The sequence below is a fragment of the Methylophaga sp. genome (assembly GCF_048266885.1).
Taxonomy (GTDB): domain Bacteria; phylum Pseudomonadota; class Gammaproteobacteria; order Nitrosococcales; family Methylophagaceae; genus Methylophaga.
In genome coordinates this window covers 1-20,719 of the sequence record NZ_JBLWYR010000003.1, presented here as the reverse complement: position 1 = coordinate 20,719, position 20,719 = coordinate 1, and the positions used below count along the sequence as shown (strand labels likewise).

The 20,719-nt window shown below is 44.1% G+C and carries 17 protein-coding genes; 3 read left to right on the top strand and 14 right to left on the bottom strand.

Annotated features, from left to right (window positions below; all coding sequences use genetic code 11):
- Positions 1–348, top strand: coding sequence for a Rieske (2Fe-2S) protein (locus ACN0V2_RS02090; protein ID WP_417549137.1), 348 nt, complete (start codon positions 1–3; stop codon positions 346–348).
- On the opposite strand, the gene ACN0V2_RS02085 is transcribed toward ACN0V2_RS02090, so the two are convergent.
- The 6 genes from ACN0V2_RS02085 to ACN0V2_RS02060 form a co-directional block, all read right to left on the bottom strand.
- Entirely contained in the window at positions 337–2,334 is a 1,998-nt protein-coding gene (locus tag ACN0V2_RS02085; protein ID WP_417549136.1) for a tRNA(Met) cytidine acetyltransferase TmcA, read from the bottom strand. The genes ACN0V2_RS02090 and ACN0V2_RS02085 overlap by 12 nt on opposite strands.
- Positions 2,335–2,382: 48 nt before the next feature.
- Complete coding sequence (locus ACN0V2_RS02080) at positions 2,383–2,586, bottom strand: SlyX family protein (RefSeq protein WP_417549135.1); 204 nt, start codon at positions 2,584–2,586, stop codon at positions 2,383–2,385.
- 74 nt (positions 2,587–2,660) lie between these two features.
- Positions 2,661–6,359 carry a methionine synthase gene (gene metH, locus ACN0V2_RS02075; protein ID WP_417549134.1) on the bottom strand — a complete coding sequence of 1,233 codons (3,699 nt, stop codon included), beginning with the start codon at positions 6,357–6,359 and terminating at the stop codon, positions 2,661–2,663.
- A 196-nt stretch (positions 6,360–6,555) separates the two neighbouring features.
- Positions 6,556–7,260, bottom strand: coding sequence for a hypothetical protein (locus ACN0V2_RS02070; protein ID WP_417549133.1), 705 nt, complete (start codon positions 7,258–7,260; stop codon positions 6,556–6,558).
- Between the two features lie 143 nt (positions 7,261–7,403).
- Positions 7,404–7,811 (bottom strand): hypothetical protein, encoded by a 408-nt coding sequence (locus tag ACN0V2_RS02065; RefSeq protein WP_417549132.1) that lies wholly within the window; start codon positions 7,809–7,811, stop codon positions 7,404–7,406.
- A gap of 90 nt (positions 7,812–7,901) precedes the next feature.
- Positions 7,902–8,366 carry a DUF2383 domain-containing protein gene (locus ACN0V2_RS02060; protein ID WP_417549131.1) on the bottom strand — a complete coding sequence of 155 codons (465 nt, stop codon included), beginning with the start codon at positions 8,364–8,366 and terminating at the stop codon, positions 7,902–7,904.
- A gap of 587 nt (positions 8,367–8,953) precedes the next feature.
- On the opposite strand from ACN0V2_RS02060, the gene ACN0V2_RS02055 reads away from it, so the two are divergent.
- On the top strand, positions 8,954–9,748 hold the full coding sequence (locus tag ACN0V2_RS02055; RefSeq protein ID WP_417549130.1) for an SDR family oxidoreductase: 795 nt from the start codon (positions 8,954–8,956) through the stop codon (positions 9,746–9,748).
- Positions 9,749–9,790: 42 nt separating this feature from the next.
- On the opposite strand, the gene ACN0V2_RS02050 is transcribed toward ACN0V2_RS02055, so the two are convergent.
- The 4 genes from ACN0V2_RS02050 to leuA form a co-directional block, all read right to left on the bottom strand.
- Positions 9,791–11,899 carry a methyl-accepting chemotaxis protein gene (locus ACN0V2_RS02050; RefSeq protein ID WP_417549129.1) on the bottom strand — a complete coding sequence of 703 codons (2,109 nt, stop codon included), beginning with the start codon at positions 11,897–11,899 and terminating at the stop codon, positions 9,791–9,793.
- A 679-nt stretch (positions 11,900–12,578) separates the two neighbouring features.
- Positions 12,579–13,049, bottom strand: coding sequence for an LEA type 2 family protein (locus tag ACN0V2_RS02045; protein ID WP_417549128.1), 471 nt, complete (start codon positions 13,047–13,049; stop codon positions 12,579–12,581).
- Positions 13,050–13,212: 163 nt separating this feature from the next.
- The gene (locus ACN0V2_RS02040) at positions 13,213–13,569 is read right to left on the bottom strand and encodes a hypothetical protein (protein ID WP_417549127.1); all 357 of its coding nucleotides are present in this window, start codon (positions 13,567–13,569) and stop codon (positions 13,213–13,215) included.
- 240 nt (positions 13,570–13,809) lie between these two features.
- Positions 13,810–15,489 carry a 2-isopropylmalate synthase gene (gene leuA / locus ACN0V2_RS02035; protein WP_417549126.1) on the bottom strand — a complete coding sequence of 560 codons (1,680 nt, stop codon included), beginning with the start codon at positions 15,487–15,489 and terminating at the stop codon, positions 13,810–13,812.
- A 332-nt stretch (positions 15,490–15,821) separates the two neighbouring features.
- Here leuA and ACN0V2_RS02030 point away from each other — a divergent pair, with 332 nt between their 5' ends.
- On the top strand, positions 15,822–16,292 hold the full coding sequence (locus tag ACN0V2_RS02030; RefSeq protein ID WP_417549125.1) for an Lrp/AsnC family transcriptional regulator: 471 nt from the start codon (positions 15,822–15,824) through the stop codon (positions 16,290–16,292).
- A gap of 24 nt (positions 16,293–16,316) precedes the next feature.
- Here the strand turns inward: ACN0V2_RS02030 and ACN0V2_RS02025 are convergent, their stop codons facing one another.
- From ACN0V2_RS02025 to ACN0V2_RS02010, 4 genes are all read right to left on the bottom strand, one after another.
- A complete protein-coding gene (locus ACN0V2_RS02025) occupies positions 16,317–17,192 on the bottom strand; it encodes an ADP-polyphosphate phosphotransferase (RefSeq protein ID WP_417549124.1) in 876 nt (291 codons plus the stop codon).
- A gap of 92 nt (positions 17,193–17,284) precedes the next feature.
- Entirely contained in the window at positions 17,285–18,301 is a 1,017-nt protein-coding gene (gene egtD, locus ACN0V2_RS02020; protein ID WP_417549123.1) for an L-histidine N(alpha)-methyltransferase, read from the bottom strand.
- Entirely contained in the window at positions 18,301–19,611 is a 1,311-nt protein-coding gene (gene egtB / locus ACN0V2_RS02015; protein ID WP_417549122.1) for an ergothioneine biosynthesis protein EgtB, read from the bottom strand. The genes egtD and egtB overlap by 1 nt, the downstream gene beginning before the upstream one ends.
- A 295-nt stretch (positions 19,612–19,906) precedes the next feature.
- Positions 19,907–20,719 (bottom strand): hypothetical protein (locus ACN0V2_RS02010; RefSeq protein ID WP_417549121.1); only part of this gene is annotated, 813 nt, incomplete at its 5' end.

Below are 20,719 nucleotides of genomic sequence, written 5' to 3'. Positions count from 1 at the left end.
ATGATGAAAAAATTTGTTTGCCACACCAAAGACCTGAAAGATCATCAAAGCTATGGCTTTCAGATCCCCTTAGCAGAAGACAATGAGCTCGATATTGTTGTGCTTCGTCAGGGCAAGCTGATCCGCGCCTATCTGAATCATTGCCCACACCTGGGCATACCCTTGAACTGGCAGCCTGACAAATTTCTCTCGCTGGAAGAAACGCATATTCAATGCTCAACACATGGCGCGTTGTTTACGCTTGAAGAAGGTTATTGTATTTCCGGTCCGTGTCGTGGGCAGAGCCTGACAGCCCTGCAAACCGAAATTGATGATCAGGGCGATCTTTACCTGGTCTCAGAGCAATAAAATCCGTATTGCCTCACGTAACTGTCCCAGCAGATCCTGTTTACCTTTCAGATTTAACTGTCTGCAAACAGTGGCTATTGGCTGCTGCTGTAATACAAAAATTAAACAGATAGATTGCAGTAAGGATGGTAATGATAAAAACCGCTGCTGTGCTACACAATTTAACACAAATTTTCTGATGGCTATCTGGCAAGCATCGTAATGTCGTTTTTGAAAGGCAAAAGCGGTGATCTCCTCTTCATCAGCAGTCGTTATTGGCAACTCCGCTTCGGGCAAAAGCTGCGTCAATAATGGGATCAAACCTGCTTCCAGATGAGATAACTGGCTATTGAGCAAATCTGGCCATTGCTGAATCAGTCTTTGCTGGGTTTGCTCAACCAGTTGCTGACCGGCCGAACTGATCGGTTTTGCCAGAATGACCGCATGACGTCCACTGATATGATCACTATGAGCTCCCACTCGCATAAGTCGATAATCGCTGTTTTGCCAGAAGCGCATCAGTGCTTCACTGGCAGCAAAACTGCAACCTAAAATATCGGTCTTTTCTGGTAAATGAGTTACCAAAGCATTTAACAAATACTGTCCGATGCCACGACTTTGCAGGGCAGGATGTACAGCAATCCGCACAATTCTCTGATAATGATATTCACCGGCAATACTGATGCCTGAATGAGCTAACAATGTCTGCGGTAACAGATGTCCATTTAGCCGTCGTTCACCGGCAAATATTGCGGCGGCCAATCGCGGGTTAATCGGTCCTTCAGCTACTAACCAGGCACTGGCAACCAGTTGCTGCTGATTAAATACCCCTAGTAGCCACATATCATCACGATCCAGCAACATTTGCAGATCAGATGGTCGAGTGCGGTAGTGCGCCGTCACCATCAGGCCAAAGCATTGTCTTAACAGCGCTTCGTCCTGTAATAATTCTGCTGGATTCAATTTTTTAACCTGAAGCTTTTCTATCCCCAGATCAACAATTAATTGTTCTGCGACCGGTTCGGCATCCAGCAAACAGAGTTCAAAGCTGAATTGTTCCAATACATCGCCTAAATTCCAACGAACTGGTTGCATTAATTCAATTTGTCGCCAATCTGGCGTTTGCTGATCAAGGACTTGCTGGAACTGCAATTTAAATCCACGGCCACTGCCCTCGTAACCATGCAGTGTCGTTGCAAAAATAATACGTGAATAGCGTTGCAGCATCAGCTTGAGCATAGGCAAGGTCAAGGCAGCAGCTTCATCGACCAGCAAAACATCGGCTTCCAGCTCATTCTCCAGCAGGGCATCCGGAGCAACAAACTGAATCTCGCAGCCATCGCTGAATAACTGCCCATGTCCAAGCTGGGCATTTTTTAATTCGCTGGCAGCATGTTTAAACAAGGTTTCGACACTGGCATAGCTGGGCGCTGTGACCAAAATCTTTTGTTTTCCCTGGCGAATCAGCTCCGCAGCTGCTATTCCCAACAAGGCTGTTTTGCCACGACCTCTATCAGAAGTAATTAATAAGGGTCGCCGCCGATGACCAAAGGCTGTTTTATGGATAAGACTTAATGCATTTTGTTGATCAGGGGTCAATTGAAACGCTTTATCAGGGTTTTGTTCAGGACGAAAATCACCTGGCAGTATGTTGCCTGGCTGCCATTGATGAAACTCTGCAAAGTCGGCTTGATAACGCTCAATAACCTGCTCAAACCGTTGATACCAATTGGAAGACGGGCTTTTTTCAGGCAACAACATCAGCAAAATACCACCCGCGCGAATAGTGCCAATAATGGCTGCAAAACTATCGGCATTAAATTCCTGAGTCGCGTCAAAAACCACAACATCAAATTCTTGCCCGAGGAATTGACGTGCCTGTTTTTGAATTTTTTTATCTGCTGAAGCTTGCGAAGCATCAGTGAGCCAGAGATGTGAAGCGGGTTGCCAGAATGCCAACAAGGCTTCTGCAGTTTGATGACCGAGCCCAACCGCTTCTTTAATCAACAAACATCGCCTGGACGGCTTATTCAACTTCATCGACGCTGGACAGAATTAATAATGCGGTGGTGGCGGTTCATCCGCCTGCTGGATCAATTGATCTGCCTGTAATGCTTCCACCTGGCCCAGCAATTTTTCCATTCGACGTTCCAGCCGATCTATCTGCTGTTGCTGGTCGGTGACCACCTGATTGAGTTGTTCAATCACACCATCTTGAAACGACATGCGGGTTTGTAAATCTACGATATCTTCATGCATAGCTAAACCTCCCCTTTCTTATAGTTAATTGGTTTAAAAACAGTTTTAGGTATGGGCTTATTTTTTATCCGTTATCAATCATCGCCATCATAGGATAGTGCTGGCGCCAACCAACGTTCAGCATAATCAAGCGTCCAGTTTTTGCGTTTTGCATAATCATTAACCTGATCTTCACTGATTTTACCCAGACCAAAATAACGTGATTCAGGATGAGCAAAATAGAAGCCACTGACCGCTGCTGTTGGCAACATGGCAAAGCTTTCAGTTAAGGTCATGCCAATGCGTGTTTCTACATCCAGCAAATCCCATAACAGACCTTTTTCGGTATGATCCGGACACGCTGGATAACCCGGTGCCGGACGAATGCCCTGATATTTTTCGTCAATCAGATCTTCATTGCCCAACTGTTCGTCTTTTTTATAGCCCCAGAATTCCTTACGTACCCGTTCATGCATACGCTCGGCAAAGGCTTCCGCCAAACGATCCGCCAATGCTTTGAGCATAATGCTGTGATAATCGTCATGATCGGCCTCAAAGCGTTCAATATGCTCATCAATACCTATTCCGGCAGTGACGGCAAATGCACCGATATAGTCTTCAACGCCACTATCTTTTGGTGCCAGGAAATCTGCCAGTGCAGCATTAGGCCGACCAGGTGGTTTCTCGGCTTGCTGACGCAATGAATGCAATTTCATTAATAGCTGCTGGCGACTGTCGTCGGTATAAATTTCGATATCATCATCGCCGACACTGTTGGCTGGGAATAAACCAATTACTGCACGTGCTTTAAGCCACTTCTGATCAACAATCTGTTTGAGCATTTTTTTCGCATCTTCAAACAAATGCGTGGCATGCTCACCTACAATTTCATCAGTCAGAATACGTGGGTACTTACCGGCTAATTCCCATGACTGGAAAAATGGTGTCCAATCGATGCGATCCACCAGTTCCTGCAAGGGATAATCATCAAACACCTGAATTCCCGTCTGTGCAGGTTTTACCGCTTTATATGCAGGCCAATCGATCTTGGTTTTATTGGCACGAGCCTGTTTCAAGGTCAGCAAACGGCGCGTAGATTTACGGCCTTTATGCTGCTCCCGTTTGGTTTGATAATCAGTTTTGATTTTGCCGACAAAGTCTTCCCGGGTGATTTTACTGACCAGATTCTGTGCCACACCGACCGCACGTGACGCATCTTTTACGTAAATCACCGGACCGTGATAATTCGGATCAATTTTTACTGCCGTATGAATCAGCGAAGTCGTCGCACCGCCAATCATTAATGGAATGTCAAAGCCTAGACGCTCCATTTCCTTGGCCATATGCGCCATTTCTTCCAGAGAAGGCGTAATCAATCCTGACAAACCGATAATATCGACGTTATGCTCACGAGCGGCATCCAAAATCTTTTGCGCCGGTACCATCACGCCCAGATCAATGATTTCAAAGTTATTACATTGCAATACCACGCCGACAATATTCTTGCCGATATCGTGAACATCGCCTTTTACCGTGGCCATCAAGATCTTACCGTTACTGCTACTAACGGTACTGTCGTCTTTTTCCAGTTCGATGAACGGCATCAGATAGGCGACGGCTTTTTTCATTACCCGAGCGGACTTGACCACCTGCGGTAAAAACATTTTGCCTTCACCGAATAAATCGCCGACTACATTCATGCCGTCCATTAACGGCCCTTCGATGACCTCTAGTGGTTTGGCATACTCATGACGCGCCAGCTCGGTATCTTCTTCGACAAAATCGGCAATACCTTTGACCAAGGCATATTCCAACCGCTTGACGACTGGCAGACTGCGCCATTCCAAATCTTCTTTTTTCTCAACGCTGCCATCGCCTTTATATTTATCAGCGATCTCCAGCAAGCGATCAGTGGCATCGTTACGGCGGTTTAAGATAACGTCTTCAACCCGCTCACGTAACTCTTCGGGTAAATCATCATAAATTGCCAGCTGTCCGGCATTGACGATCCCCATATCCATACCGGCTTTGATGGTGTGGTACAGAAACACCGCATGGATGGCTTCACGTACCGGATTGTTACCCCGGAACGAAAACGATACATTGGAGACGCCGCCGCTGATCATTGCATGCGGCAGGCTTTGCTTGATATCAAGGGTGGCTTCAATAAAATCAACAGCATAATTGTTATGCTCATCGATGCCGGTCGCCACGGCAAAAATATTCGGATCGAAGATGATATCTTCGGCTGGAAAATGTACTTTTTCGGTGAGGATTTCGTAGCTGCGGGTACAGATTTCGCGTTTACGTTCACGAGTATCGGCCTGACCATCTTCATCAAACGCCATGACGATAACGGCTGCGCCATAACGTCGTACCAGTTTGGCCTGTTCAATAAATTTGGCTTCACCCTCTTTCAGGCTGATTGAGTTAACAATGCCCTTGCCCTGAATGCATTTGAGACCGGCCTCAATGATTTCCCATTTGGAGGAGTCAATCATGATCGGCACGCGACTGATATCAGGCTCTGCAGCAACCAAATTAAGGAAAGTCACCATCGCATCCTGCGAGTCGAGCATGCCTTCATCCATATTGATATCGATGATTTGCGCGCCGTTTTCGACCTGCTGACGGGCAACTTCCAGTGCCGTGTCGTAATCACCTTCCTTGATCAGTTTGGCAAACCGCAATGAACCCGTCACATTGGTCCGCTCACCAATATTCACAAACAGGCTTTCCGGTGTGATGGTAAGAGGCTCCAGACCACTTAAGCGACAATAATGTTTGTTTTCAACCCGCTCGCGTGGTTTAACACCTTCTACGGCCTCGGCAATGGCTTTGATATGTGCTGGCGTGGTGCCACAGCAACCACCGATAATATTCAGGAAACCGGCTTCGGCCCATTCCTTAATATGAATTGCCATGGCTTCCGGTGATTCATCATATTCACCAAACTCATTTGGCAAACCGGCATTGGGATGGGCGCTGACATAACTGGTGGATATATTCGACAGTTCTTCAACATACTGACGTAACTGTTCAGCACCTAATGCACAGTTCAAACCAATCGATATTGGTTGCACATGTGACAGTGAATTCCAAAATGCTTCGGCCGTTTGCCCAGAAAGCGTGCGGCCACTGGCATCGGTAATAGTGCCGGAAATCATCACTGGCAAATGCACATCATGTTGTTCAAAATACTGCTCGATGGCAAACACAGCGGCTTTGGCATTCAAGGTATCAAATACCGTTTCAACCAATAGCAGATCACTGCCGCCATCGACCAGACCACGGATCGCTTCAAGATAGGCTTCAACCAACTGGTCGAAACTCACATTACGGAAACCGGGATTATTTACATCTGGAGAAATACTGGCAGTACGATTGGTAGGACCTAATACGCCAGTGACAAAACGCGGTTTATCGGGATTGCTGGCAGTAAATTCATCGGCCACTTCGCGGGCCAGTTGCGCCGAGACTTTATTCAGTTCATAAACCAGATCTTCCATCTGGTAGTCGGCCATCGCAATCGACGTACCATTAAAGGTATTTGTTTCGACAATATCAGCACCGGCTTCAAAATAGGCCCGATGAATATCACGAATGATCTGCGGCTGGGTCAGAGACAGTAAATCGTTGTTACCTTTGACATCACAGGGATGATTGGCAAAACGTTCGCCGCGGAAATCCGCTTCGCTTAACTTGTAACTTTGCAGCATGGTGCCCATGCCGCCATCAAGGATCAGGATCTTTTGTTCAAGTAGACTGCGGATTTGATGAGAAGCTGTGGTCAAAACGGTTTTCCTGTCAGGCAGATAGGGGATAGAAAAAACGTCTGATTATACCAGATACTCCTGGGGCTTCTGCCATGTTCAGGCATTTGCTTTGAACATGCTAGAAAATATTAATTTTACGGATTTAGGCAATACAACTTGAGGGAGAAGAAAAAATACTTCTCCCATCGTTTGTCTTCATAAAATAATTAAGTTTCTATGCGTGAGACAGCTGATAAATCCAACGCGAAATAGTTTCCAACTGTCTGCTGTCTTCTTCAAGTGCTTGATTAAACTCTTCTGCTAAATCTTGCAAACCCATGTTAGTAAACAGTTCATGCAAGTTATGCCATTCCGCATTGTCATTTGTTGCAAATATCAATACGGCTTCTAAACAGGTCAGAATATTGCTATCTTTTTTGGTAAATACTTTGGGGATTTGTAAACTTGAAAGCAAACTGGAATCGGTATCTGGAATCCATTCATCAGCTTCATAACCTAAGGTTTCAATTGCTTTTTTGAGTAAGAGGCTATGGTCCACTTCTTCATCACGAAATTGTCGCAACTTGTCGATGGATACAACTGATTTTTTACCGTCTCGTAATGCAAGACATTTAAAAATTAGCGCTTCATACAATCTAACGCTGGCACGTTCAAAGGCCAGGCGCTGACCAAGTTTGTGCAATAACAACTCCGTATTATGCTGGTGCACTTTTTTGATAGTACCTACTGTTCCATCAGGAACTGATTTGCTCAAGGCCTCCAATTCCATTTCATCTATCGCAAACTCAGGATGGAGCATCGTTTTTACTGTGTTCTGTGCAGAAGATTTGGTCGTTAGTTCATCATCCGTGACCGTTTTTGAAAAGCGATGAGATTGGCTCTCACCAAAATGATTATCTAATTTTCTAGCATGTGGCATGGCAGTGTCCTTTTATCTGTTTGACCTTATTAGTAGCTCCATTTGGTTACAACAGCGTTAAAGTTATGATTCCCTCAACTTCATATGCTCCACCAATTTGAGCTTAGATATTCTCATAGTTAATACCACACTTCATTACAGCATTAGGGTGTGGTCGAATCCGGATAAGCATCATCAGGATAGGTAGTGCCTGGATAAGCAGGCGAATTGGTTGATGGTGATAAGCTATCCGATGAATCTCGATCGTTAGTTTGCGGGGTTTGTGGATTAATCCGAGTCGGTGGTGGCGGTGGTTCAGGAGTCATTACCGAACGGGAAGGAGGAGTTGTAGGCAGCGGTTGGGTGGTTGGTGGAGTGACAATAGTAGATGATTCATTTTGTTGCCTAATCTGACTATCGATTCGATTATCAATTGGCTGCCCGACCTGATTATGTTGCTGCTGATTGATCGTAGAACGATGATCTTGTGGCTGATTCAAATCTTCCGCCATTACTGGATTTACCGCGAATACCGTTGAAACGGTTGCGGTAAGGAATAATGTTTTAAACATTTCTTTAATCCTTATTTAAGCTAGCTATCAAAATGACAGTTCTATATAAACAATTGTTTCAAACATAATATTTATTTAACTAATAACTTTTTATTCAAACTGCTCTATTGCTGACTCAATCCAGACTCGATGATGACGGACATCGCCGAGGGCCTGTTTCAGCATTAACTGAATGTAACCAGGAAATATTTCATCATTAGCGCTTTCATAAAGTTTGTTGGTCAGACTCTCATTGAACAACATCGCCTTTAAGATGGTTTTATCACCGCCAATCCCTGCAATAACTACTGGTCCTTTAGTGAGAAATTGTTTGTAATCACCGCCTTCTGGAGGGGCCCCACCTTCTTGTATGATGGCATCACACAGACTCATTAAATGACGCTCATGTTCGCCAAGAAATTCTGTCATTTTCGCTCGGTGGTCGAGGTTTTCCAGACGTTCAATCGCCGCTTCATAGGTTTCGATGGCATTGAACTCCAGAGCCACTAAATCACTTAACTTGCTAATGACATCTTTTGAATTCATGACATCGTTATTTTCAATTACGTCCATCATATACTTATCACTTATAGTAAAAATTAATGTTTTATTTATGCTGATTTACTCTACTTATGTTGCAGCTTTATAAATTAAGTAGATATTTCCCGAAACGCTTCTATACATTTTTTTCAGCATCCATCATTCATCAATTTTGATATTAATCGTCGTTTTCTTGCTGCATCACTCGTTATTTATTAAGTAATCTTCGCAATCTCCATGCCAGTACATTATTAATTTGCTGAATAACGGTATATCTGGCTTAGCTAACAATAGTGATAAAAGGTGGATAGTTTTTTAATGCTTGCAGTTATATAAAAAATTCCTAGCCCAAGTAATTTTTACCCTGCAAATCTCAATGCTCTGAATTCCCCCCCTGTTGAATAACACAATCCAGCCTCTTTCCAGATGGTAGGGTAAACGGAATAGCATTTGCATCTGGTCGGCTATCCACTAAGCGTTTTGCAACGCCCCTTTGTTATTCATCTACGAGGTCTGCTGAAATGACAACATTCCCAACAAATACTTCGTCTGATCCAAGAAATTGCTATCCACGTCCAGAGTTCGAGATTCAGCCTCAAAAACTGCCGGGGCATGAAAACAAAATGAATCCGAAACCTGACCATGGTGAAAACAGTTATCAAGGTCATGAGAGATTAATCGGAAAAGTAGCGTTAATTACCGGAGGTGACAGTGGTATCGGCAAGGCGGTTGCCCTCGCCTATGCGCGTGAAGGCGCCAATATCGTCTTTACTTACCTCAGCGAAAAAGATGATGCCAATGAAACAGAGCAGTTGGTAAAGGAAGCTGGCAGAGAAGTCATTGCGATAAAAATGGACCAGTCTAATAATCGCCCGGGATGTGATCGAGTTGTGGAAGCATGCATAGATAATTTTGGCCAACTCGATATTTTAGTAAATAACGCCGCTTTTCAGCAGACCTATAATTCCATCCAAGATATTCCAGATGATGAAATAAGCTACGCGTTCCAAACTAATGTGGAAGCATTTTTCCATTTTTCTCGTGCAGCGCTAAAACACATTCCGCCCGGCGGTTCGATTATAAATACCACTTCTATCCAAGCGTTTGAACCCAGTAGCAATCTTTCACCCTATGCCGCAACTAAAGCAGCTATTGCCAATTTCACCCTATCACTCGCCTCTGAAGCCATTAATCAGGGTGTCAGAGTAAACGGTGTTGCTCCGGGCCCGGTTTGGACACCGTTAATCCCGACCACTATGCCGGATGAAAAAGTGAAAAACTTTGGTGCTAATACCTTATTTGGACGCCCGGCCCAGCCGGCGGAGCTGGCACCGGTTTATGTATTTCTAGCTTCAGCAGACGCCAGTTATGTCACCGGTGAAATTTATGGTGTCACCGGGGGCCGTATTCAAATGTAATTTATTGCCTGCCATCACCACCAGCCTGAAATTTGAAAACAGTTAAACTTTGAACGAACCTAACTGTTGTTTCAGGCTGTTGGCCGCTTCGTCTAGCTGATTACCGACTTGGTTTAGCTGACGGGCACCTTCGGTAGTATGTTCGACAAGTTGTGAAATTTTAGTAAGATTTTTACTAACATCCTCGCATACTGCACTTTGTTCTTCGGTGGCCGAAGCAATCTGAAAAGTCATTTCCGTTACTTCCATAATAGCTTGCTGAATATCCTGCAATGCTGTTTCCGCCGCACGTGCTAGGTCAACGGTTTCAGTTACTTGCTGTCCACTTTGCTGCATCGCTGCGGCGGCTTGACGACTGCCTTTTTGCAACACACTTAGTTTGTCTTTGATATCCACGGTGGCCACCTGAGTTCGGCTCGCCAGCGCCCGGACTTCATCGGCTACTACAGCAAAACCTCGGCCTTTCTCGCCAGCCCGGGCAGCTTCAATTGCAGCATTGAGTGCCAGCAGATTGGTTTGTTCCGCAATGCCCTGTATCACTGACAAAATGCTGACAATAGCCTCACTGTTTTTTTCCAGTTCCAACATGGCAGATTGAGATTCCTGCACACTGTTACTGACTTCGTGAATGGACTCTGAAGTGCGTTTTACCAGCCCTGCGCCAGATTGAGATGACTCATTGGCTTTGCCGACAAATTGTGAAGTGCGATCAGCATTACCGGCGATTTGTTGAGCAGACGCAGCCATTTCTGTTACTGCAGAAACCATTTCTTCAAGCAATTGCTGTTGCTGATCCATTTCTACTCGTGTCTGTTCGCTGATTTGACGACCCTCAGCAGAAAGCTTGCTGACATTTTCACCAAGTGGGATTAATTGTTGAATTAACTTGCGTAGTTTGCCGATAAAGATATTCAGGAAACCCGATAATTTGCCGGTCTCATCCTTACGTTGAATATCAAGCTTCTGGGTCAAATCACCATCGCCTTCTGCAATTGACGCAACCAAAGTGGTCATATCCGACAGTGGCTGGATACTGCTCCGAGCCACCAGCCAAACAACACCGACGCCAATCAATGCCAAAACCAGCCCCAGCAGGCTGGTGCTGCTGATGAAGGTAGTTTGGGCACGGTCAAGAAATTGTTCCTGTTCAGCAACAGCAGCTAATACTTCGGCTTCCGGTACTGCCAAATACGTCACCCAACCCCGCTCACTTCCGGGCATGGTAAATGGGCTGAGCACGATAAACTGACCTTGTTGCTGCAAAACTTGGCTTTGGCCTGCTTCACTGACAGCGAGTAATGCTTCTCTAAGCTCATTATCCAAAGCATTAAGATTCTGACCAATAAGCTCGGGTTGCTGGCTATGTCCAACAATGACCCCTCGTGGACTGACCAGCAAGGTTTGACCAATACCTTGATAAAGCTGTGTAGCCACATCAGCAATCATTGACTGCAAAAATGCAGCAGAAATATCAATACCACTAATTCCGATAAAGCGACCATCTTCCATTACAGGTGCAACCAGACTGGTCAATAAAACTTGCTTACCATCAATTGGATAGAGGTATGGGTCAATGACACAACTACTTTTGCTATCTTTTGAACAAAGATAATATTCACCGGCTCTCACGCCATTTTCATCTGGTGTGGCATCCTCTAGACCTTCCAGATTTTCTACCACAAAGCTGTCGCTGTCTGAACGCACAACATACGGTAGAAAGCGCCCTCGATTATCACTGCCTAAACTATCGCGAGACAAAAAATCACTGCCGTCTACAGCGTTAGGTTCAAATGCGACGTAAGCACCCAAGAAATCATTATTTAGTGTCAAAGACTGTTCAAGCATCCTGACGGCGAGAGTGCGCTTGTCAGTAATTGCTGAATCAGCTATCACAGCCTGCATTGCCGCCGCATTCGCCTGAGCAGTATATAGCGCTCTTTCAAGGGGTATACGCAACTGGGCAGCAGTATCTTTAGCCAGTATTTGTAAATAGTTTTGAGCCTGTTGCTCAGTGACCTCACGGCTTTGTTCAGCCAAACTTTGTTTGATCGAACCAAATTGCCAAACGCCAATCAGCGCAGTGACAATCACCACAGTCAATAGACTTAGGCCAGCCCAAATACTAAAACGCTGTTGAATGGAAAGGTGCATTTTTATCTCCGTAATCAGGGACCGGTCATGCCGGCATACCATTAAATTTGCAGCTTGAAAATTCAAACCACAATAATCGTATTCACTGAACAGCCGAAAAGTTACCCACGATGGCAACAAATTCCGACTTTACCCCTGTCCGGTGACAAGATCTCAATTAAGCTGTTTAGCCATAAGGCTTGAGATATGCCTTAAGTGCTTATCAATGTGACAAGACCGCGCTGACTTTGCCAGATTTTTTTCGGGTGCGCAATCCTGATAATGGAAATATGCCTAACTTTTAGGGCTTGTTGATCTTTATATCCACCATTGCTGGAGGCTATTTTTGTGTCCGACAAGGCGGAAAGCACGCGGTGTAGCCTGCCTACATAGGTGATTGACAATTGAGTCTGGAACCCATTTGAACAGCTTAGCTGGCCGCGCAACGGTGAAATACAGCGATGTATTTCATACAACGCAGGCGGTCGCAAAAATAGTCCCAGCCCTTCTGGTTGTGACTGAAAAAGCGTCACTTATGTTCACGGATGGACTGTATGCCGGCGCGCCAGGGAGGCGCGCGCCGGTCTGCGTTGCTCGTCACTTATTTAGAATAACTAAAAGGTGCTCCTCGTGCCTTGATTGAAGCTTTTTCAGCTCACAACAGAGGAGAAGATGAAAGATAAACCAGCCCCAGCAAAACCTAATTTTCCGAAGTGTTCGACAAATCGAATTGACCACTCTCTTCTATATTTAGATAAGGCACTAACCTTCCCATATCTAATTTTGCCTTAAAGGTGTAATCAAGGCTGTTCGCCTGGCTACTTAACAATCTATTAATTAATCGGGCGCTACCCAGTAAATCTGGACTAGCTTCAATAGTAAAATCCGCCATCCCATACCCAGGTACGCGTGGTAAATCTGGTGTCGCACCGCTTAGTACACGATTATTTTCTACTTCGACCGAATAACTCATGCCCTCCAACGGTAATGCATTGCGGTTCGGATTAATGATCTGTAAACCGATAATAAACCTCGGCGCCAGACCATTGGATTCTGGTGCGAATGAAAATGAAGTGATATTGACCTGTGGTTTTTCATAGCTGGGTGACCAGCTGGCACATCCTGATAAAAATACTATCGCTAACAAACAAAATATTCTTATCAAAGGCATGTTGTTTCCAATCTGGTGTTAAAAAACAAGTCTAAACCAAAGCATTGAAGATGGTTAAAAGAAAAACGCGGCATTCTCATTGAAAACCAAACAAATTCACTAGAGAAATTGCCAGTACCAAAGAGAGCTGCCGCGTTTTTTAGGGATTGGACTATAGAATTAATTATTGCCCGCGTTTCTGCACCGGCTCAACTTCATCCATTTCATGAGCAGGATGCATGGCATTACCTTCCTTTACTGCATTCAATCGATTCTCTTGGTAATCATCTTTCGATTCTTTATTAATGCGTTCTGCAGATTCGCCCATCTCATGAGCCGGATGGTTACCTTCGTTTGATTTCTCTGCAGCTTTTTCTTTCTGCCACTCGTATTCTGCTTGTTGATCTATCTCAGCAGCTTTTGGCGAAACAGAGTCGTCCATTTTATGAGCAGGATGCTGACTTGTGTCATCAGCCGCAAATGCTGGACTCAAGGCAAATAATGTTGTCAGGGCTACTGTGTAAAAACCTTGTTTTAACATGGTGGCCTCCTTCTTAGAGTTAAAAAACAGCTTGAATAAAATGGTTGTTAACCATTTACTCTTATTACACCCTAATGAAATTCCATTCTTATTTCAAACCGCCAAAAAACGATACAACCTCATATAAAACATAAACTTAACCATAATTATCAGCTTATTTTAAGGATAATAACCAGAAATGTAATGAAAATCTTCCTTGCCTATCGCTGATGTCAGTTGTTTAACAATTGTGACTCAAACCTAAGCAGCCTCACGTTCTGCTGCTGAAAGAAACCGATTTAAACCATTCAGAATCGCTTTGATGGCTGCCCGAGTGATATTTTTATCTTGTGCAACACCAAAAACCGGGTTGGCATTTCCAACCTTCAATTCAACATAACTAACCGCAACAGCATCTGAACCACTTCCCATACCATGCTCATGGTAATCCACTACCGAAATAGTCTGTTGAATATGCTCAGACAAGGCTTTTGCCACCGCATCGACTGGCCCGGTACCTTTGGCTTGAAGCGTCAAAGATGTTGTACCGTGCTCCAATTGAACTTCTGCAATGGCACTATCCTGAGAATCATCCATCACACTGCTGCTTCTGAAACGGTACGGTGCGTTTACAGCAAAATAGGCTTCATCAAATAATTGAGTAATAGCCGCAGCATTAATTTCCTTGCCACTGTTATCACTATGCTGCTGCACTATTTTGCTGAATTCAATCTGCAGGCGGCGCGGTAATTCATATCCGGCATGCTGTTGTAACAAAAAGCTTACTCCGCCTTTACCGGACTGGCTGTTTACCCTTACCACCGCATCGTAACTGCGATTTAAATCCGCAGGGTCAATCGGCAAATAAGGTACTTCCCAGAAACCATCCGGATCCTGTTTGGCCAAGCCTTTTTTAATCGCATCCTGATGTGAACCGGAAAACGCAGTAAACACCAATTCTCCGGCATATGGATGACGGGGGTGAACTGGCAATTGTGTGCACTCCTCTGCCAACTGGCGAATTTGATCTATCTGACTGAAATCCAGACCCGGATTAATACCCTGAGAATATAAATTTAATGCCAATGTCACCAAATCAACATTGCCGGTGCGTTCGCCATTACCAAACAAACACCCCTCGACCCGCTCAGCACCGGCCATCACTGCCAATTCCGCTGCAGCCACGGCCGTACCGCGATCATTATGTGGATGCACACTCAAAATAATGCTGTCTCGATTGTTTAAATTGCGATGCATCCACTCAATCTGGTCGGCATAGGTATTAGGTGTCGACATCTCCACCGTGGCTGGCAAATTTAAAATCATTTTGTGGTGTGGCGTTGGTTGCCAAATGGCGGACACCGCATCACAAACCTCTTTGGCAAATTCCATTTCCGTGCTGGAAAACACTTCCGGAGAATATTGATAAACCCATTCAGTTTCTGGATGTTGTTCTGTAAAGGCTTTTACCCAGCGCGTGCCGCGTTCAGCAATATCTTTCACACCCGCTTTATCGGTGTTGTAAACGATTTTGCGAAACGCCGGAGCAATCGGATTGTACATATGCAATATGGCCCGGCGAGCGCCTTTCAATGACTCAACTGTCCGTTCGATCAAATCCTGGCGGGCTTGGGTTAACACCTCAATCGTCACATCATCCGGGATGATATTTTCTTCGATCAACCGGCGTACTAAATTAAAGTCGGTCTCGGACGCAGATGGAAATCCTACTTCAATTTCCTTAAAGCCCATTTCTACCAAAGCTTTGAAATAACGGATTTTGGTTTCCACAGACATTGGATCAATCAAGGCCTGGTTGCCATCTCGCAGATCGGTGCTCATCCAGATAGGCGCCTTTTCAATCACCTGATTCGGCCATTGGCGATCCGGCAACTGTGCAGGCTCAAAGCGGCGGTACTTTTGAGCTGGATTGGCAATCATTTTGTGACTCCTGGGTCTGGTTAAGCAAAATAGAGTTGCCTGATGACGTGTATTTAAGAACGCTTCCGGCAGGTTTATTTAACAATGGCTGGAGGGTTTCCAGTCCCTTTTTCAGTTTCCGACGCTCACTTGTGATGAACTTGAGATCACTGCGTTAAATAAAGCTTGTGGCTCATAACACAACCGGTTCAGGCATGTGAAATAGTATAGAGAGTCAGCTGCAGAATTAAATTGCTAAAGTTGCATCAAATTCAACCTAATACAAATATAATTGCTGATAAAGTTAGTTTTTAAGCATAAAATGCTTTTAATGTAATTTATTGGAGTAAATAATGACCGAAAAACTGGATCGATATGACCAGATGATTCTCGATATCCTGCAAAAGCAGGGACGCATTTCAAATCAAGAATTGGCTGAAGCGATCAATCTCTCGCCTTCCCCAACTTTGCGACGCGTTAAGCAAATGGAAGAAAATGGCTTGATTGATGGCTATGTGGCGTTATTGAATGCCCGCAAACTCGGTTTAACATTGATGGCCTTTATTGGCATCAGTATGGATAAACACACGCCTGAACGTTTCAGTGGCCTGGAAGAAAAGCTTGCCAGCTACCCGGAAGTGTTGGAATGCCACTTGATTACCGGTCAATCCGCTGACTACTTACTTAAAGTCATCGTCAAAGATATGGATGCCTACCAACAGTTTCTATTGCAGAAACTCACTCGTATTGAAGGCGTGACCGGCGTGCATACCTCGTTTGTAATGAAGTCACCGATAAAATCGACGGCTTTACCGTTAACTTAATCAAGTTTGGTAAGCGTTATGTTTTCAGGATTTTTCTAAATGTTCGCGAATGGACTGTAACTCCAGCCTATGAGCATCGGTGGCCTGAGGATAAGCTAATGGTAAATCGCTGAGTGTCTTCAGAAAGATTTCCGAAATAATCAACCGGGCATTTTGTTTATCGTCAGCTGGCACGATGTACCAAGGAGCCTCTTTGCTTGTTGAAGCATTGATGCAGTCTTCATAGGCTTTGGTGTAATCATCCCAGAATTCGCGTTGTTCAATATCGGCGGTAGTGAGTTTCCAGTTTTTATCGGGATCATCAATTCGCTGCATAAACCGTCTGGCCTGCTCATCTTTGGATTGATGCAAAAAGAACTTGATGATGCGAGTACCGCTGCGATTTAAATGCGCTTCATGATCAACGATTGAACGATACCGATCACGCCAAAAGGCTTGCTTAGGCGGTAATTTTTCCGCTAATCGTTGTTTCACCAGAAACTCAGGGTGCACTTTTACAATTAGCACTTCTTCATAATAAGAACGATTAAAAATTCCGATGCGACCTCGTTCTGGCAAACAACGTGCTGTTCGCCATAAAAAATCGTGATCCAACTCATTATCACTGGGCTGTTTAAAACTAAAGACCTGAAACCCCTGCGGATTAATACCGGACATCACATGACGGATTGCCCCATCTTTACCAGCAGCATCCATGCCCTGAAAAATCAGTAACACCGAAAATTGATTATCGGCATAAAGCTTATGTTGCAACTCACTTAAGGCCTCTACATTTTTTTGCAGCAATTTTTGGTAGTTTTTCTTTGAGCTATAAAGCGGTTCAACAGTAGTGGGCCATTTCTTCAGTTTCACTTTGCGGTTTGGCAGAGCCTGAAAATCACTAATATTTAGCTGCATCATTATGGCCTTTGGAGTTTTAATTGGCGTTATGTTTATTTGCTTATTAAACGCTTGAAAAGCCTCAATAACAAATTTCAAAAATTTTGCTTATGTTAAGCAAAATCTTTTTCAGGAAAGTCTTTATTAACTTGCCATAGCCCGTCAGCAAAATAACCTTGTGAATCTTGCCAGTTTTTCAATACCGTAAAACCAGTCTGATCAGCTAGATGCTGCATATCGGATAACAGGTATTTATGAGAAAGCTCCAGGTGAATCGCTTCGTAGGGGTTAAATACAAATGTTTTTTCTAATGCCCCGATATGCACTTCCTGTTGCACAAGTGAGACCAAATAACTTTCCATCGCGCCATGCCGCGGGTTATACATTCCATGATGCGAAAATAACGAGATATCAAACTCACCATCTAACTCGTTATTGATACGCGTCAGCACATTCAGATTGAAATCTCGAGTTATGCCTTTTTTATCGTTATAAGCTTTGGTAAGCACATCAATGTCTTTTTTCAAATCAAAACCGATCAAAAATAGATCATTATGATTTAGGCACTTCCAAATACTGTGCAAAAAGCGTTTTGCGCCAGGCAAATCAAAATTGCCGATATTAGAGCCCAGTAAAAGAACCAGCTTGCGACTATCTGAGGTGCTTTCAAGGTGTCGAATACTGGCAAAATAATCGCCGACAATACCGTGCGTAGTCAGCGACGGATGAGATTGATTTAACGAACTCACCAGATCTGCCATCGCGGATTCAGATATATCGATAGGAATATAGGAAAATTGACCGCTGAATTCTAATAACTGGTTAAGCAAAACCTTGGTTTTCCGGCCATCTCCTGCACCCAGCTCAACGATTTCAAAAGGCTCATCCTGCATAAACTCAGCGATCTCACCGCCAACCTTATTGAGAATCTCAAATTCACACCGTGTTGGATAATATTCATCCAGCTCGGTGATTTGTTCAAAAAGTCGGCTACCTTTAGCATCATAAAAATATTTGCTCGGCAAATATTTAGAGGGTGCTGAAAAGCCCATTAATACATCAAAAGCAAACTGTTCTTTCAAGGCGTCTTGTGTTTGATATCGTAATGAATCTAAAACCAGATAGGTCATTACAAATCCTTCGCTAAACGAATACCGGTGAATGCCCAGCGATCAGATGGTCGATAAAAATTCCGATAACTGGCGCGCATATGTTGCTTGGGCGTCGCGACACAGCCACCTTTTAAAACATATTGGTTCGCCATGAATTTACCGTTATATTCACCCAAAGCGGTATTGGTTGTTTTGTAACCCGGATAAGGCGAATAAGCGCTATTAGTCCATTGCCATAACAAACCGGTATCAAATTCATCACACGCTCTTTGAGGTGAGGGATAAACTGATTCTGAGGGATCCCAAAAAGCCGTTTCTTTGCCAAAAAGATTTTTATCTTTTGAACAATAAGTTTCCAGTTCAAACTCGGTGGGTAATCGCGCGCCCATCCAGCGTGCATAGGCATCAGCTTCATAAAAGCTAATATGACTCACCGGTAAATTAGGGTTTAACGGCTCTAAACCACGCAGTTGATACTCTTCCCAGTGATGATTTTGTTTACGCCAATAAAGCGGATGAGTCATTTGATTTTGCTGCACCCAGTCCCAGCCATCACTTAACCACAGTTCTGGACGTCGATAGCCACCATCGGTCATAAAATCCATATATTCGGCATTATTAATCAATCGATCAGCTAATTGAAAACCACTGATCCAACGCCTATGGCGAGGGCGTTCATTGTCATAGGAAAAATCATCCAGACGAGCACCGAAAAGAGAAATATTTTCTGTCGACTCTATCCAGCCTAAGGCTCTGGCGGGGAGTATGATTTTATCTGAATCAGCAACTGCTTCATAAGCTTCGGGCCAAGGCTGATTGCCGAGAATAAATTTTATATCCATTAACAGCAACTCTTGATGCTGTTGTTCATGTTGTATTCCGGTGGCAATGATTTCTAATTGTTGTTTGGACAGTGAATCAGACTCAAAAAGATCGACAATCGCTCTAGTTATCAGCTGACGATAACCCATGATTTCGTTAACAGTCGGACGTGACAACTGACCACGATTGGACTGTATCCAATGGGCACCCTGACTTTTATAATATGAATTGAATAAATAATGATACTGCGGAGACTTACTGGTTTGAGCCATTTTGAGTGGTTCTAAAACAAAACAGTCAAAAAACCATGAGGTATGGGCCAAATGCCATTTAGGTGGACTTACATAAGCCGCTGGCTGTACCACCAAATCTTCGATTTCAAGATTGGCACAAATATGTTCAGTTTGTTGGCGGACTTCTATAAACGCTTCTTGCAAAGAAGGTTTTGCTTCTTCGTTTGCTTGCCCAATTGATTTGGGGTCTATTGCACTATTATTTCTTGTCATTGATTCAACTCCATAGTGGGTTTTATCAACCACCTGACCTGTTTGAAGTCGCGATAAGCTGGTTAACTTAAGAGCCGAAGAGCTCAATAGCAAACACCTGCGGCTTGCATCGGTGAGAAACTTTATTTAACTCCAGTATTAACGGAGCCGACCTTCGACTCCGTTACTCTTTCACTGTTAAATCAAAGCAGAATAGCCAATAAAATAATGATGGGAATTGGCACACCTAAAAACCATAAAAGAATAGATCGCATGTTATTTCTCCTTAAAAAAGTTTGACGTCGTGCTGCTTCGATTAATGAATAACTGAATCACGTTGACGACCACCTACGGTAGCCATAAAGCTAGCGATATAAGCACCAATCAATAACGCCACAAATAACCACAATGACGCGAATGTTGCACTATCCAATGCTGCATCAGCTGTTTCACGAGCTGTTTGTTCAGCATCCGCTGCAGTTTGTTCTGCACGCTCAATAACATTATTAACACGTTGCTCTGCTGCAGCTTCATCCAGTTCGGTATAGTTTGCTACCAAGCCCACGACATATTGTTTGTCGTCTTCATTTAATTCACCGTCACGTAACGCTTGAACCACAATATTGGATAATTCATCACGAACATTCCCATCGGCACGTTCAGCGATTTCTGCACCTGGTTCAGTACGTAAAAGTACATCTGTGAAGTAATCTGATGAATTAGATGCTGCTTCACTGATCGCAGGTACTGCTGAGGTTGCGCCCTGAGCTACAGAAGCGCCCGCTTTGGCAGTGCCACTAATCACAGCCCCAACACTTGATAGAATTAATAGAGCGACTAAAAGTGTTGCCACCGCCCAACTAATAAGGCCATGAGCGGTATCACGAAAGTAGATTTCATCAATATTGATGTCAGTCCATCGGGTTCTTAATCGACCGGCTATATAACCGCCCAATCCAGCGGCAACGAGTTGAGTTACCGTCAGCCAGATTATCGTTGACCAACCAAAGGCTTCCATACTGAAGCCTTCATTCTGCCAGGGCGAGATAACTGAAAAACCTAATCCAAAACCAAGAATTAACATGATTAAGGTCATAGCAGCTGCGCTGACAGCACCGGCGAAAATGGC